The organism is Xanthomonas sp. CFBP 7698 (assembly GCF_003600855.1).
Classification (GTDB): Bacteria; Pseudomonadota; Gammaproteobacteria; order Xanthomonadales; family Xanthomonadaceae; genus Xanthomonas; species Xanthomonas cannabis.
This window is the reverse complement of sequence record NZ_PRDN01000001.1, coordinates 1677694-1693309: the sequence shown is the minus strand read 5'-3', so window position 1 is coordinate 1693309 and position 15616 is coordinate 1677694. Positions and strand designations below refer to the sequence as shown.

General features: G+C 66.8%; 10 protein-coding genes. 9 read left to right on the top strand and 1 reads right to left on the bottom strand.

Going from position 1 to position 15616, the window contains the following annotated elements; genetic code table 11:
- Positions 1-88: 88 nt before the first annotated feature.
- The 9 genes from XnspCFBP7698_RS07115 (at position 89) to fhuE (ending at position 14268) form a co-directional block, all read left to right on the top strand.
- A complete protein-coding gene (locus tag XnspCFBP7698_RS07115; RefSeq protein ID WP_104580729.1) occupies positions 89-1108 on the top strand; it encodes a MoxR family ATPase in 1020 nt (339 codons plus the stop codon).
- A gap of 22 nt (positions 1109-1130) precedes the next feature.
- Complete coding sequence (locus XnspCFBP7698_RS07110) at positions 1131-2093, top strand: DUF58 domain-containing protein (RefSeq protein ID WP_146093236.1); 963 nt, start codon at positions 1131-1133, stop codon at positions 2091-2093.
- Between the two features lie 2 nt (positions 2094-2095).
- Positions 2096-2557, top strand: coding sequence for a DUF4381 domain-containing protein (locus XnspCFBP7698_RS07105; RefSeq protein ID WP_104580731.1), 462 nt, complete (start codon positions 2096-2098; stop codon positions 2555-2557).
- Complete coding sequence (locus XnspCFBP7698_RS07100) at positions 2554-3561, top strand: VWA domain-containing protein (RefSeq protein WP_039565391.1); 1008 nt, start codon at positions 2554-2556, stop codon at positions 3559-3561. Before XnspCFBP7698_RS07105 ends, XnspCFBP7698_RS07100 begins: the two co-directional genes overlap by 4 nt.
- A complete protein-coding gene (locus XnspCFBP7698_RS07095; RefSeq protein ID WP_123137328.1) occupies positions 3558-5387 on the top strand; it encodes a tetratricopeptide repeat protein in 1830 nt (609 codons plus the stop codon). The genes XnspCFBP7698_RS07100 and XnspCFBP7698_RS07095 overlap by 4 nt, the downstream gene beginning before the upstream one ends.
- Positions 5384-7138 carry a BatD family protein gene (locus XnspCFBP7698_RS07090; RefSeq protein ID WP_123137327.1) on the top strand — a complete coding sequence of 585 codons (1755 nt, stop codon included), beginning with the start codon at positions 5384-5386 and terminating at the stop codon, positions 7136-7138. Before XnspCFBP7698_RS07095 ends, XnspCFBP7698_RS07090 begins: the two co-directional genes overlap by 4 nt.
- A 693-nt stretch (positions 7139-7831) precedes the next feature.
- A complete protein-coding gene (locus XnspCFBP7698_RS07080; RefSeq protein ID WP_081419363.1) occupies positions 7832-9112 on the top strand; it encodes a dicarboxylate/amino acid:cation symporter in 1281 nt (426 codons plus the stop codon).
- 231 nt (positions 9113-9343) lie between these two features.
- Entirely contained in the window at positions 9344-11344 is a 2001-nt protein-coding gene (gene tkt, locus XnspCFBP7698_RS07075) for a transketolase (protein WP_047695627.1), read from the top strand.
- 740 nt (positions 11345-12084) lie between these two features.
- Positions 12085-14268: a ferric-rhodotorulic acid/ferric-coprogen receptor FhuE gene (gene fhuE / locus XnspCFBP7698_RS07070; RefSeq protein ID WP_104580734.1), complete on the top strand. Its 2184-nt coding sequence runs from the start codon at positions 12085-12087 to the stop codon at positions 14266-14268.
- 289 nt (positions 14269-14557) lie between these two features.
- Here the strand turns inward: fhuE and XnspCFBP7698_RS07065 are convergent, their stop codons facing one another.
- Complete coding sequence (locus XnspCFBP7698_RS07065) at positions 14558-15535, bottom strand: LysR family transcriptional regulator (RefSeq protein ID WP_199680065.1); 978 nt, start codon at positions 15533-15535, stop codon at positions 14558-14560.
- Positions 15536-15616 lie beyond the last annotated feature (81 nt).

Here is a 15616-nt window from a genome sequence, read left to right as displayed (position 1 = left end):
GCTAATCCGGGCATGACTCCCGTCACTCACTGAACAATGCGTGGGTTGAAGGTGAACCAATCGCGTTCGAATCGGTCACACTGGACCTATGAACGCACCGCCGCTCCTCCCGCCAGAAGCCGCCGCCGCGCCCGCCGAGGACCGGCTGCATCGTCAATTCACCTCGCTGCGCGAGTCGCTGGCGCAGCGCATCGTCGGCCAGTCCGCGCTTGTGGAACGGCTGTTGATCGCCCTGCTGGCCGATGGCCACCTGCTGGTGGAGGGCGCGCCGGGCCTGGCCAAGACCACCGCGATCCGCGCGCTGGCCTCGCGGCTGGAAGCGGATTTTGCGCGGGTGCAGTTCACCCCGGATCTGTTGCCCGCCGATCTGACCGGTACCGAGATCTGGCGGCCGCAGGACAGCCGGTTCGAGTTCATGCCGGGGCCGATCTTCCATCCCATCCTGCTGGCCGACGAGATCAATCGTGCGCCGGCCAAGGTGCAGTCGGCGCTGTTGGAGGCGATGGGCGAACGTCAGGTGACCGTTGGCCGGCATACGTACGCGCTGCCGCAGCTGTTCCTGGTGATGGCGACACAGAATCCGATCGAGCAGGAGGGCACGTTCCCGCTGCCCGAAGCGCAGTTGGACCGCTTCCTGATGCATGTGCGCATTGGCTATCCGCAGGCCGATGCCGAGGCGGAAATCCTGCGTCTGGCGCGCGAGGCGGCCCGCGACACCCTGGAAAAGCACGAGACCGTCCCCGACAGGATTCCGTTGGACGACGTCTTCGCCGCACGCCGCGTGGTGCTGGATGTGCACCTGGCGCCGCAGCTTGAGCGGTATCTGATCGAGATCGTGCTGGCCTCGCGCGATCCGCAGCGCTACGACCCGGCATTGGCGCGGCGCATCGCCTGGGGCGCGAGCCCACGCGGTTCGATCGCGCTGGAGCGGTGCGCGCGTGCGCGTGCGTGGCTGGCCGGGCGCGACTACGTCACACCCGACGACATCCGGGCCATTGCGCCGGATGTGCTGCGCCACCGCGTATTGCCCAGCTACGAAGCCACCGCCGAAGGGTGGGATGGCGAGCGCCTGGTCACCGCGTTGCTGGACAAGATTCCGCTGCCCTGATCGGGCAGTGTGCTACCGAGGTATGCCGCTCTCCCGCCCGAGCCCGATGTCTTCGATTCCGTCCTTCCTCCCAGCGAACCCACCGGCATCCGTGGCCGGTGACGGCCTGCGCCCCAGCCTTGCCGAGTTGATCGCGTTGCGCGGCACCGCGCAGCATCGCGGGCAACCGGGGCGTGGCCGGCATGGGCTGGTGGGGCCGGTGCCGGCCGCCACGCGCGGGCGTGGGATGGAATATGCCGAGTCGCGCGAGTACGTGGCCGGTGACGATGCGCGGCATATCGATTGGCGCGTCACTGCACGCACCGGGCGGGCGCATACCAAGCTGTTTCAGGCCGAGCGCGAGCGCTTGAGCCTGATCGTGGCCGATACCGCGCCTGCGCTCTTCTTCGGTACCCGCGTGCGTTACAAGTCGGTGCAGGCCGCCCGTGCCGGCGCTGTGGCGGCATGGCTGGCGCAGCGCCAGGGCGACCGTGTCGCGGCCTTGCGCGGCACCGCCAGCGAGGCGCCGATCGCGCCGCGGTCGGGGCAGCGCGGTGTGCTGCCGGTGCTCGATGCCCTGGCGCGCTGGTATGCGCAGCCGCCTGCTGGCGACGCCGGGTTGGAGGTTGCCCTGGATCATGCGGCGCGGCTCCTGCGGCCAGGCGCGCGCCTGACCGTGCTGGCCGATGCGCGCAGTGCAAGCCGGATCTCCGCAACGCGCTGGTCCGGCCTGGCGCTGCATCACGAGGTGGTGGTGATCGTGCTGGTCGACCCGCTGGAGCTGTCGCCGCCAGCCCGCGCCCTGAGTTTCGATGTGCGCGGTGAGCGCATCGCGGTGGATCTTGCCAGCCAGGCTGCGCGCGCGCGCTGGCAGGCCGAGTTCGTCGCGCCGCTGGAGCAGCTGGCCACACTGCTGCAATCGCGCGGCGTACGCGTGCATCGCCTGTCCACCGACGATGCCAGCGACGCGTGGCTGGGCGGCAGCACCCTCGTGCGGGGCGCATGACGATGAGCCCGCAGGCACTGCCGCTGCGCGATGTTCATCTGCCGCCGTCGCCGCCGTGGTGGCCGCTGGCGCCGGGTTGGTGGCTGCTGATCGCGGCATTCGTGCTGGTGCTGACCGGTGTGTGGTTCTGGTGGTGGCGTCGCCGCCAACGGCAACGTCGCTGGCTGGCGGCTTTCGATGCAGAGCTGCAGCGTGCCGCAACGCCTGCGCAGCGTCTGGCAGCACTGTCGGCGCTGCTGCGCCGCGCTGCGCGGAGCGTCGATGCGCGGGCCGATCGGTTGCAGGGCGATGCCTGGCTGCAGTTTCTGGATGGCCGCAACAGCAAGACGCGCGCATTTTCGCAAGGGCCGGGTCGCGCGCTGCTCGACGGCGGCTTTCAGCGCGCCCCGGCGGTGGCCGACCTGGACGCGGTGCAGGCACTGGCGCGTGCCCGGTTTCTGGGTCTGATGCGGGGCCAGCGATGAACTGGCTGCAGTGGTCGCAGTGGCAGGACGCGCTGGCGCATTGCGCCTGGCCATGGGCGTGGTGGTTGATGCCGCTGCCGCTGCTGATGTGGTTCTGGCCGCAGCGCGGCCAGGAGTCTGCGGCGCTGCGCGTGCCGTATGCCGATCAGCTGCATGCGGTGGCCCAGGCGCAACGCGCGCCGTCGTTGCGCATGCCGCGCTGGCTGGCGTGGCTGGGCTGGTTCTTGTTGTGCGCCGCCCTGGCGCGTCCGCAGCAGCTGGGCGAGGTGATCCAGCCGCCGCGCGAAGCACGGCAGATGATGCTGGCGGTGGATCTGTCCGGCAGCATGAGCGAGCCGGACATGGTGCTCGGTGGCAACGTGGTCGATCGCCTCACCGCCGCCAAGGCGGTGCTGTCGGACTTTCTGGATCGGCGCGACGGCGATCGCGTCGGCTTGCTGGTGTTCGGCCAGCGCGCGTATGCCCTGACGCCGCTGACCGCGGATCTGACCTCCGTACGCGACCAGTTGGCCGACAGCGTGGTGGGGCTGGCCGGGCGCGAGACTGCGATCGGCGATGCGATCGCGTTGTCGGTGAAGCGGCTGCGCGAGCAGAAGCAGGGCCAACGGGTGGTGGTCCTGCTCACCGATGGCGTCAACACCGCCGGGGTGCTCAACCCGTTGAAGGCGGCCGAACTGGCCAAGGCCGAGGGCGTGCGTGTGCACACTATCGCTTTCGGTGGCAGCGGCGGCTACTCGCTGTTCGGCGTGCCGATTCCGGCTGGCGGCAACGACGATATCGACGAGGATGGGCTGCGCAAGATCGCCGAGCAAACTGGCGGACGTTTTTTCCGTGCCCGCGATACGGAAGAGCTGGCGGGCATCTACGCCGAACTCGATCGCCTGGAGCCGGTGAAGGCCTTGGGTCCTTCGGTGCAGCCGCGGGTCGAACGCTACTACTGGCCGTTGGGCGCAGCCATGGTGATCGCGTTGCTGGCATACGTGTTGCCGCGGAGATGGCGATGAGCGCGCCCACCGAATTGCTGGCAGCGTTGCATCTGTTGCGCCCCGACTGGCTGTGGGCGTTGCTGGCGATCGTGCCGGCGGCGCTGCTGTGGCACGTACGCCGGCGCAGTGCCGATGTGTGGCGTCACAGCGTGGACGCGCACCTGCTGCCGGCCTTGCTGGTGGCCGGCGGGCGGCGCGGATGGCTGGGTTTCACGCTGGCCGCGCTGACCTATGCGCTGGCGGTGGTGGCGATGAGCGGGCCGAGCTGGCGGCAGACCGAGCGCCCGGTGTTTCAATCCAGCATGCCGTTGGTGGTGGTGCTGGATCTGTCCTCCAGCAGCCTCGCCACCGACCTGCCGCCCTCGCGCCTGCTCCAAGCGCGCGCGAAACTGGCCACGTTGCTGCGCAAGCGTGCCGGTGGCGATGTGGCGTTGCTGGTCTATGCCGGCGAAAGTTTCACCGTCGCGCCCCTGACGCAGGACGCCGCCAACGTGGCCGTGTTTCTGGATGCGCTGTCGCCGTCGGTGATGCCGGTCGATGGCAAACGCGCCGATCGGGCGATCACGGCGGCGAGCCAGTTGCTGCAGCAGGCCGGCTTCAAGCAGGGCGACATCCTGGTGGTCAGCGACGGTGCCGATGGGTCGGCAGAAAGCGCTGCCCGCACCGCACGCGCACGCGGGTTCCATGTCTCCGCCCTGGGCGTCGGCAGTGTGCGTGGTGCCGCTTACCGTACCGGTAGCGGCGAGATCGCCCAGGCAAAACTCGACGAGGGCAGCCTGCGCGATCTCGCCGGTCAGGGTGGCGGGCGCTATGCGCGCATTGCCCCGGACGACTCGGATCTGCAGGCGCTGGGCGTGCTCGATCCTGCCCAGCAGCCGCTTGCCGATGAGGCGGCCGAAGCCGGCGGCGGCAAGACCTGGCTCGATGAGGGTTACTGGCTGGTGATGCCGGTGATGCTGTTGGCGCTGCTGGCGTTTCGTCGACGCGCGGTTGTGGCGGTGCTGGCGCTGGTGTGCATGTTGCCGCTGGCGCAACCTGCACGGGCGGCGGACGGCACCTTGTGGCAGCGTGCCGATCAGGTGCAGCAACAGCGTCTGGATGCCGGGGTGCAGGCGTATCGCAAAGGGGACTTTGCCGCTGCGCAGAAGGCGTTCGAAGCGGTGCCGACCGACGAGGGCTTGTACAACCTGGGCAATGCGCTGGCGCGCCAGGGCCGCTACGACGAGGCAATTGCAGCCTACGATCGCGCGCTCAAGCAACATCCCAACCAGCAGGATGCGATCGCCAATCGCGCGGCAGTCGACGCGGCGCGCAAGCGGCAGCAGCAGGGCAACGAGGACGGCAAAGGTCGGGACGGCAAGAGCCAGTCCAAGGATCAGAAACAATCCGGCCAGGATGGAAACGGGCAACAGCAGACGGGCCAGAATCAGCAGGACGCGCAGTCCGGCCAGGATGGGCAGAAGCAGAAGCCGCGGGACGGCAAGCAGCAGCCTTCCGACGCGCAGACCCCGCAGGACGGCAAGTCGCAGGATGCGCAGTCCAAAAACGGGCAAGGCGAGCAGAACAGGCAGGACACGCCACCGCAGTCTGCCGATGCCAAGGCGCAGCAGCAGGCCGATGAGGCGCAGCGTCGCAAGATGCAACAAGCCATGGCGCAGGCGGGCGACAAACAGGCGGACGCAGGCGGCACGCAGGCCGCCGCCGCCGCAAGCGAGACGCCGCAGCAACGCGAGCAACGCCAGGCGGTGGATGCGTGGTTGCGGCGGGTACCGGACGATCCGGGCAGCTTGCTGCGGACCAAATTCAGGCTGGAATACGAACGCAGGCAACGGGACGGACGATGATCGGCAGACACCACTTGCGCCGCGCGGCGATCGGCATGCTGGCCTGCATGATGCTGCTGGTTGGCGCACCAGCGGGTGCGGTCACGCGCGCGTGGCTGGATCGCGACAGCGCCAATGCTGGCGACGTGGTGATGTTGAACATCGAAACCGACCAACGCGGCGTCGATCCGGATTACACGCCGCTGCGCACCGATTTTTCGCTGGGCGCCAAGAGCGCCAATCAGCAGATGCAGGTGACCAACGGTTCGGTGACGGTGCGTGCCTTGTTCGGTGTGGTACTGACGCCGCGCAAGAGTGGTGAGCTGATCGTGCCGGCGATACGGGTGGGCAATGAGCGCACCGAACCGCTGCGCCTGCAGGTGGTTGGAGCGGCGAACGATGCCGCCAGCAGTTCCAGCGGCGCTGCCGGTGGGCCGAGTGCGGCGCAGGGCAATGAAGAAGCTTTCGTCGAGACCCGGGTGGACGACCCGCAGCCCTATGTGCAGCAGAGCGTGGGGGTGGTGGTGCGCTTGTACTTTGCCAATCAATTGGCATCGGGCGAGCTGGATCTGGAAGCGCCCGATGGCGCGTCGCTGCAACGCATCGGCGATGACGTCAGTTCGGTCAAGCTGGTCAACGGCCGCCAGTACAACGTGGTGGAGCGGCGCTATCTGCTGGTGCCCGAGCGCAGCGGCCGGCTGGTGCTGCCCCCGGCGCGATTCAACGGGCGATCGGTCGGCGGATTCTTCGACGATCATTTCGGTCGCGGCAACGGTGAGCTGAGCGCGCGCAGTGCCAGCATTCCGCTGCAGGTACGCGCCCAGCCCGTCAACGCGCCGCAGCCCTGGCTGCCGCTGCGCAGCCTGCAGTTGCGCTACACGGCCACGCCGCAACGCGCCACTGCCGGGGAGGCGACGCAGTTCGTGGTGGAAGCCAGCGCGCGCGGCGCCACCCAGGCGCAGTTCCCCGAGCTGCCCACGCCAAGCGTGCCCGATGCGCAGGTGTTCGCCGAGCCGCCGCAATACGAAGAACGCTTTGTGGACGGCTCGCCGCAGCTGCGCCTGACGCGCCGCTATTCGATCGTGCCCAACCGCGCCGGCCCGCTGGTCGTGCCGGGGCTGCAGGTGGCCTGGTGGGATGTCGGCGCAGGCGCGGCCAAGACTGCAGCGGTGCCGGATCTGACATTGGATGTTGCGGCGGGTAGCGGGGCCTTTGCGGCCCCGGCGCCGGCACCTGCGCCCACAGGCAGCCCGGCAAGCAACGACGCGGCGCCTGCGCCAGCAGCCAGTGCGCTGACGTTGCAGCAGCAGCCGTCGCCAGCTACGCAACGGCCGTGGGGATGGATGGCCGCCGCCGCAGGCTTTGCGGTGTTGTGGGTGGTGACGTTGGTATGGGCGTTGCGGCGCCGGCGCGGCACGGCACGCAGTTCTGCCGAGGCCACCGTCGGCGACGCGCCCATGCCCGGCAAGCGTGCAACCCATGGCGTGGCCGAGCTGCGCCGCGCGCTGGACAGCGGGGGCATGGACGATGTGGCAAACGTGCTCTGTGGCATGGCCGGTGTGGCCGATATCGACAGCGTATTGGCCGCCTTGGCCGATCCCGCCCAGCGCGACGCCGTGGCGCGAATGCAACGTGCGCGCTGGGGTGGCGACGGGGATGTGGCAGGGGCACGCGCCGCGCTGCGCGACGCATTTGCCAAGGGTCCCCGCTGGCGGCATGCGAGCGCGGCAGAGCCCGAGGTGCTGGCGCCGTTGTATCCGCCGGTGTCTTGATCGGCTGCGATGAATCGGTGGCGGTTGATGGCGACGATGGTTATCACTTTTACGTCGCCGTAGTTCTCTGAGCTCCATGCGGCTGGTTTGAAAACCGTGTCGCCGAGAAAAACGTTACTGCTGCGAGTCTGCTGCAGGGCCCTTGCCCGCCCACCATCGCAGGACACGCCGTGAATCCGTCCCTGGAGGCTCTGGCGCGGCATCCATGCCGCTCAAGGTCCCGCGACGGTGGGCGGGCAAGGACCAGTCAAGATGGTCGGTTTGCATAGATTTAAATAAAGCAGCCAGCAAACTGTCTAGTGCGCTGACTTCGCTCTTCAACAAAACCACCAGCCAACTGTCTGGTGCGGTGTCCTTACCGCTTGCGGGACCGTTGGCGGCATGGATGCCGCCACCGAGCCCCCATGGACGGGTTGACGGCGTGTCCCGCGAGCGGTGAGGGCACCGCGCACTCGATACACCAGGCTTTCGACCTGAGGCATCTGACGACATAGGAGGCGCCGCTACGACTTGAGATTTCCGTTGTCGCGCAGGTGGGAACAGTCAGGTGCAAAGCGAGTTCCAACGCTTGCATCACCCAAGATTGGGAGGTGCACCTACCCGCCAGCAGGCGCGCAGGAGCACCCGGGTAGGTGGCCGCATTCTTGGCGTTTGTTAAGCTCCGGCCTTTGTGTCCAGAACAAGGCCGACCAGATGACTGCATCCCCAGCCGCGCGCCGCCCGGGCCTGCCCCTGCATTGGAAGATGGGGATCGGCTTTGCCGTCGGCCTGTTGTTGGGTCTTGCGGTCTATTACCTGGCCGGCAGCGACGCCGAGTGGGTGCGTTTGGTGACCAAGTACGTCACCACGCCGTTTTCGCAGGTGTTCCTCAATCTGATCTTCATGCTGATCGTGCCGCTGCTGTTTTCGGCGTTGGTCATGGGCATTTCCGAAATGGGCGACATCCGTGCCCTTGGACGGGTGGGCTGGCGCACCCTGGGCTATACCGTCGTGCTGTCCGGCGTGGCGGTGTTGCTGGGCCTGGTGCTGGTCAACGTGCTCAAGCCCGGCGCCGGCGTGGACCCGCAGCTGGCCAACCAGCTGATCCAGGAAAACGCCGACCGCACCCGCGAAATCATCTCCAGCTCCGGCACCCAGCCGCAGGGCATGGACATGCTGCTGTCGATCGTGCCCAACAACGTGATTGCTGCCGCGTCGAGCAATGGCGCGATCCTGTCGCTGATGTTCTTCGCGGTGATGTTCGGCGTGGGCATGGTGCTGACCGCCGATGAAAAGGTCGCCACGCTCAAGCGCGGCATCGAGGGCATCTTCGAAATTTCCATGACCTTGATCGGGCTGGTGATCCGCCTGGCGCCGTATGCGGTGGCCTGCTTCATGTTCAACCTGGCGGCGTTGTTCGGCTTCGATCTGTTGATCCGCCTGGGCGCCTATGTGGGCGTGGTGGTGCTGGCGCTGGGCCTGCACATGGTGGTGAGCTACGGGCTGGCGGTGAAGTTTGCCGGGCGCTCGCCGCTGGGCTTCTTCAAGCAGACCCAGGCGGCCACGATGATGGCGTTCTCCACCGCGTCGAGTAACGCCACCCTGCCGACTGCGCTGCGCGTGGCCGACGAGATGGGCTTGCCGCCACGCGTATCGCGCTTCGTGTTGACCGTGGGTGCCACCGCCAACCAGAACGGCACCGCGCTGTTCGAAGGCGTGACGGTGATCTTCCTGGCGCAGTTCTTCAACGTGGACCTGAGCCTGGGCCAGCAGTTCATGGTGATGCTGGTCTGCATCCTGGGCGGCATCGGCACTGCAGGCGTGCCGTCGGGCTCGCTGCCGGTGGTGGCGCTGATCTGCGCCATGGTCGGGGTCAACCCGGTCGGCATCGGCATGATCCTGGGCGTCAATCACTTCCTGGACATGTGCCGCACGGCATTGAACGTGACCGGGGATCTGGCGCTGACGACGTTGGTGGCCAAGGGCGAGGAATAGGGAATCGGGAATCGGGAATCGTTAAAGCGGGCTGTTGCGAGGGTAAGGAGTGATGCGTGGTCTTGCCGCGTCGCCGAAGCGGCCCGGCCCGGTGCGGAGGGGAGTCCATCGACCAACCCGCAACGCTGCATCCGATTCCCCATTCCCGACTCCCGATTCCCATAACGCCGTGTATGGGAGAATAGGTGTCTCCGCTTCCAGCGGTGTTCCCCTCCGCTTCCATAGACGCCCATGACCCAGCCCACCCGCCGCCAGCTGGCCAACGCCATCCGTTTTCTTGCCGCAGACGCGGTCGAAGCCGCCAAGTCCGGTCATCCCGGCATGCCGATGGGCATGGCCGATATCGCCGAAGTGCTGTGGAACGATTATTTCCGGCACAACCCGAACAACCCGCAGTGGTTCAACCGCGACCGTTTCGTGCTGTCTAACGGGCATGGCTCGATGCTGCAGTACGCCTTGCTGCACCTGTCCGGTTACGACCTGCCGATCGAGCAGCTCAAGCAGTTCCGTCAGTTGCACAGCAAGACCGCCGGCCACCCCGAGCGCAGCGAAACCCCCGGCGTGGAGACCACCACCGGTCCGCTTGGGCAGGGCTTTGCCAATGCGGTCGGGTTTGCGCTGGCCGAAAAGTTGCTGGCGCAGCGCTACAACCGCCCGGAGCTGGAGATCGTCGATCACCGCACCTGGGTGTTCATGGGCGATGGCTGCCTGATGGAAGGCATTTCGCACGAAGCCGCCTCGCTGGCCGGTACCTGGGGCCTGGGCAAGCTGGTCGCGTTCTGGGACAACAATCAGATCTCCATCGACGGCAACACTGCCGGCTGGTTCAGCGACAACACCCCGGCACGCTTCGAGGCTTACGGCTGGCACGTCATCCGCGACGTGGACGGGCATGACGCCGACAAGATCAAGGCCGCCATCGAGGCCGCGCTGGAAAACAGCGACAAGCCCACGCTGATCTGCTGCCGCACCAAGATCGGTTTCGGTGCGCCCAGCAAGGCCGGCAAGGAATCCTCGCACGGCGCGCCGCTGGGCAAGGAAGAACTGGAAGGCGCCCGCAAGGCGCTCGACTGGCCGTACGGCCCGTTCGAAATTCCCGAAGAAATCTACGCCGGCTGGCGCGCCGGCGGCACCGGCACCCTGCGTCAGGCCGAATGGGAGCAGCTGTTCGACAAGTACAGCAAGCAGTACGGCAGCGAAGCCGACGAGCTGACCCGTCGCTCGCACGGCGAGTTGCCGGCCGACTTCATCGCCAAGGCCGATGCCTACATCGCCAAGGCGCAGGAAGACGGCCAGACCATCGCCTCGCGCAAGGCCTCGCAGTTGGCGATCGAAGCGTTTGCGCCGTTGCTGCCCGAGTTGATCGGCGGCTCGGCCGACCTGGCGCACTCCAACCTGACCTTGTGGAAGGCCAGCAAGTCGGTGGCCACCGACGACCCGGACGCCAACTACGTGTATTACGGCGTGCGCGAGTTCGGCATGACCGCCATTGCCAATGGCCTGGCGCTGCATGGCGGCTTCATTCCGTTCGACGCCACCTTCCTGGTGTTCAGCGATTACGCGCGCAACGGCGTGCGCATGAGCGCGTTGAACCCGGCGCATGCCATCCACGTATACACGCACGACTCGATCGGCCTGGGCGAAGACGGCCCGACCCATCAGCCGGTGGAACACCTGGCCTCGCTGCGCTACATCCCCAACAACGATGTATGGCGCCCGGGCGATGCGGTGGAGTCGGCGGTGAGCTGGAAGGCCGCCATCACCCGCAAGGACGGCCCGAGCTGCCTGATCTTCAGCCGCCAGAACCTGCAGCACCAGCCGCGCAGCGCCGAGCAGATCAAGCTGATCGAACGCGGTGGCTACGTGCTGGCCGATGCCGAAGGCGGCACGCCGGACGTGATCCTGATCGGTACCGGGTCGGAAGTGGGTCTGGCGGTGGAAGCCAAGAAGACCCTGGACGCCGCGGGTCTGAAGACGCGCGTGGTCTCGATGCCGTCCACCGATGTGTTCGACCGCCAGGATGCGGCGTACCGCGAATCCGTGCTTCCGAAGGCAGTGCGCAAGCGCGTGGCGGTGGAAGCGGGCGTGACCGGCTTCTGGCGCAAGTACGTGGGCCTGGATGGCGATGTCATCGGCATCGACACCTTCGGCGCCTCGGCGCCGGCCGATCAGTTGTATGCGTACTTCAAGATCACTGCCGAGCACGTGGTACAGGCAGCGAAGGCGCTGTAAATCCGCGCAGTGTCGCAACAAAAAACGCCGGCGTTTGCCGGCGTTTTTTGTTGATTACCTCAGCGCGTCGCGTGTCCTGTGCGGGCATTGCCATGGGCCGATGACGCCGAGCGTGTGCATGCCGGGGCGCTTGAATGCACGCTGCGTGCGTGCGTGCGCGCGGGGCAGGGAGGTGTCGGTGCGGGCGCAACGTGGGCTTGCAGGGACGCTGAAGCGACAACTACTGCTACGTCGCACTCAGGCAGGTGGAGGCGATCCTTCACCCAGCGTGGTACAGCGTGCATGGAGTACACCCGGTCACTTGCCGCGCATGCCCGAGCTGCCGGCGCACTAGCCGCCAGCAACATAGATCGAAGATCCGGGCATCGACAGGCTGGTGCCGCCAGTCGCGACCTGGGTGAAATCTCCCCCCGGCAAACTGGGATGCAGGGGCTTGCTGTCGCGGTCGCCTCTGCGCCGGAGACGTCGGCACGGGTGAACCTGATGAGTCCGGTCGCGGCGCCAGACGGCGTTCTCACCGGGGGGTAAGCACGGCCCGGCAAGGCCTGCGCGGCCCGAATCCTGCTGAAGCGTTCGCTTCGACGCGCAGCCGCACAAGGCGATGTGTGCATTGCCTGTTTAAAATGTGAATCATTCCCATTAAAATGCGGCGCTGCCACGGGTCCGTGGTGTCCTTCCCCCTTTGTCTGCCGCCGCACATCCTGCGGTGGCCGCCCTCGATTGTCTGCGCCGGAGCTGTGATGAACCGTCCTACCGTAATGCGTCTTCTTCCCATCGCGGGGCGCCCGCGCGCGCTGTCGCATGCGGTGTTTGCCGCGCTGTGCACACTGGCCGCCGGCCAGGCACTTGCCGAAACGCCGGCCGGCGAAGCCGAGGTCACCACCCTGGACCGGCTCAACGTGCAGGGCGAGCAGGCCAAGGGCTACACGGTGGAAAAGACCACTGCCGGTACGCGCATGAACCTGGCGCTGCGCGAGATTCCGCAGTCGGTCACCGTGATCACGCGCGACCGCATGGACGACCAGAACCTGCAGAGCATCACCGACGTGCTCAACAACGTTACCGGCATCTCGGTGGCGCAGAGCGACAGCGAGCGGCTGGAGTTCTACGCACGCGGCTTCTACATCGACAACTACCAGTTCGACGGCATCCCGGCCTACATGGAGCAGGCCTGGAGCTACGGTGACTCGGCGCTGGACGTCGCGCTGTACGACCGCGTCGAAGTAGTGCGTGGCGCCACCGGCCTGCTCACCGGTTCGGGCAACCCGTCGGCATCGATCAACCTGGTGCGCAAGCATGCGGTGAGCCGCGACTTCACCGGCACCGTGTCGGTGGGCGGCGGCGACTTCAACAAGACCCGCAGCGTGGCCGATGTCACCGTGCCGCTGAGCCCCGAGGGCACCGTGCGTGCGCGCGTGGTGGGCGTGTATCAGGACGGCGAGTCCGACATGGACCGCTACAACCTGCGCAAGAAGATCGGTTCGGTCATCATCGATGCCGACCTCACCGACAGCACGCTGCTGAGCGTGGGTTATGAGTACCAGAAGAAGGAATCAGACGATGTCACCTGGGGCGGCTTCCCGCTGTTCTACAGCGATGGCACGCGCACCAACTACGACCGCTCGTTCAACCCGGCCGCCGATTGGACCTTCTGGGACACGCGCCTGCAGCGCACCTTCGCCAGCCTGCAGCAGAGCTTCGACAGCGGCTGGTTGCTGAAGGCCAACGTGAGCCACGAGAAGACCGAAGCGGCCAACCACCTGTTCTACCCGTTCTATACGATCTTCGGCTTCGACCGCGCCACCGGCGGTGGCGTGGTGCCGTATTCGGGCAACTACCAGACCGAGCGCAAGGCCGATGGCGCCGATGTGTATGCGGAAGGCCCGTTCCAGCTGTTTGGCCGTGAGCATCACCTGGTGGCCGGCGCCAGCTACAACCGCCGCGAGTACGTCAACAACGGCACCTTCGATTTCCCGGCGCCGCTGGACAGCTACTTCGGTTGGACCGGAGCCTATCCGGAGCCCAACTGGAGCCCGCGCTCGGTGCAGAGCGACGGCACCATCAAGCAGAAGGCCGCCTACGTGGCCGCACGGTTCTCGCTGGCCGACCCGCTGACGCTGTTGGTGGGCGCGCGCTATACCGACTGGCAGATCGATGGCCGCAACGTCGATGCGGTGCAGGGGCTTGTACCGTTCTCCGACACGCAGACCGAAGTCACCCCGTACGCCGGTCTGGTGTACGACATCGACGATGTGTGGTCGACCTACGTCAGCTACACCGAGATCTTCAACCCGCAGACGCTGCGCGATGCCAATGGCGGCTACCTGGACCCGTTGAGCGGCAAGGGCTACGAAGCCGGCGTCAAGGCCGCATGGTTCGACGATCAGCTCAATGCTTCGTTGGCCCTGTTCCGCATCGAGCAGGACAACCTGGGCGTGGCCACCGGCGGTTTCGTGCCGGGCAGCAGCGAGTCCGCATTCGTGGCTGCCAGCGGCGTGGTCAGCGAAGGCTTCGACTTCGAGCTCTCCGGCCGCCTGACCCAGGGCTGGAACGCCACCTTCGGCGCCTCGCACTACACCGCACGCGACGACAGCGGCACCTCGATCAACACCCACCTGCCACGCACCACCATCAAGCTGTTCAGCAGCTACACTCCGCAGGGTGCGTGGAGCGATCTCACCGTCGGTGGTGGCGTCAACTGGCAGAACCGTGCGTACTACGTGGACCCGGTCTACGGCACCTTCCAGCAGAGCGCCTATGCCTTGGTGAGCGCATTCGCACGCTACCGTCTGTCGCCGCAGTTCTCCGTGCAACTCAACGTCGATAACCTGCTCGACAAGCGTTACTACGCGCAGTTCAACGGCGGCTATGGCGCATGGGGTGCATCGCGCAACGGCATGCTGACCTTCAACTACACGTTCTGATCCACGGCCACGCCGGGCGCCCTGCTGCCCGGTCTTGTCGAGCAAAAACACAGGCAGCCGGAACGGTGCCTGTGTTTTTTTATATCCGTCCACGCAGTGACGGGGATGGCGGGTCTGCCGTGGAGCGGAGCGCTTTGTCAGTGGCAGCCCTTGGCTGTCGCGCTGGAACGGCGTGGTGCGGACGGGAACGCGCACGACCCGGTTGGCATGACCGCAGTGCGGCGTCTGCAGCGCGCCATGCCTGCAGCACTCCAACGACACTGCGCCGCATCGCTGCGGTGACCATCGCTCAACGCATCACCGGTTCCAGTTGCGGTGCCAGCACCTGCGCCACCCATTCCATGAAGGCGCTGACGCGTTGCGGCAGATGGCGGCGCTGCGCATACAACAACGTCACCGGCATTGGTTCGGCGGGGTGGTCGGCAAGCACGACACGCAGCGCGCCGCTGTCCAGATACGGGCGCAGCGGGCTGGCCGGCGCCTGGATGATGCCCAGCCCTGCGAGCGCGGCGGCAAGATAGGCATCGCCGTTGTTCACCGTCACCGGGCCCTGCATCGGCAGCAGTCGATAGCGCTGCCCGTCGTGATATTCGAAGCCGGGCGAGCGCTGCCCCAGCGTTGGCACGTAATGCACCAGGTCGTGCTGGGCGAGATCGTCCAGGCAGCTTGGCGTGCCGCGGCGGGCAAGATAGTCGGCGCTGGCGCAGCTGACGATGCGGACCGCACCCAGCGGGCGGGCGACCAGGCTGGTGTCTTCAAGCGTGCCCACGCGCAGCACGCAATCGAAGCCTTCGCGCACCACATCGACGCGACGGTCGGTGCTGCTGATCTCGACGTCCAGCTGCGGATGCCGGGCCAGAAACGACGGCAGCGCAGGGATCACGAAGTTGCGTGCGATGCCGGACGACATATCCACCCGCAGGCGACCGCGCAGCTGGCCGCGTTCGCGCTGAAACATGCCGTGCAACTCCTCCATGTCGTCGAGGATGTCGCGGGCGCGTTGGGAGAACGCGGTGCCATCGCCGGTGAGCTGCACGCGTCGCGTGGTGCGATGCAGAAGCTGGGTCCCGAGCGAAGCTTCCAGCCGTTGCACGGCGGTCGAGACACTGGCCTTGGGCAGGCCCAGGGTGTCGGCGGCACGGGTGAAACTGCCCAGCTCGGCAACGCGCAGGAAGGCGCGCAACGACTCCATGGTGTCCATCGATTGGTCGGCGATCTTGAACGGTGAAGTCAGATTGAGCTGATTTATGCGGCACGGCAAGCGCACTAGCCTGAGCGCGTTCGTAACGCATTGCGCGATCGCCTCGTCTGATCGTCGCCACGCCACCTATCGCCGTCATCACCCCAG

Coding starts and splice junctions, on each gene's coding strand:
- XnspCFBP7698_RS07115 (WP_104580729.1), top strand. CDS start 89: ATGAACGCACCGCCGCTCCTCCCGCCAGAAGCCGCCGCCGCGCCCGCC.
- XnspCFBP7698_RS07110 (WP_146093236.1), top strand. CDS start 1,131: ATGCCGCTCTCCCGCCCGAGCCCGATGTCTTCGATTCCGTCCTTCCTC.
- XnspCFBP7698_RS07105 (WP_104580731.1), top strand. CDS start 2,096: ATGAGCCCGCAGGCACTGCCGCTGCGCGATGTTCATCTGCCGCCGTCG.
- XnspCFBP7698_RS07100 (WP_039565391.1), top strand. CDS start 2,554: ATGAACTGGCTGCAGTGGTCGCAGTGGCAGGACGCGCTGGCGCATTGC.
- XnspCFBP7698_RS07095 (WP_123137328.1), top strand. CDS start 3,558: ATGAGCGCGCCCACCGAATTGCTGGCAGCGTTGCATCTGTTGCGCCCC.
- XnspCFBP7698_RS07090 (WP_123137327.1), top strand. CDS start 5,384: ATGATCGGCAGACACCACTTGCGCCGCGCGGCGATCGGCATGCTGGCC.
- XnspCFBP7698_RS07080 (WP_081419363.1), top strand. CDS start 7,832: ATGACTGCATCCCCAGCCGCGCGCCGCCCGGGCCTGCCCCTGCATTGG.
- tkt (WP_047695627.1), top strand. CDS start 9,344: ATGACCCAGCCCACCCGCCGCCAGCTGGCCAACGCCATCCGTTTTCTT.
- fhuE (WP_104580734.1), top strand. CDS start 12,085: ATGAACCGTCCTACCGTAATGCGTCTTCTTCCCATCGCGGGGCGCCCG.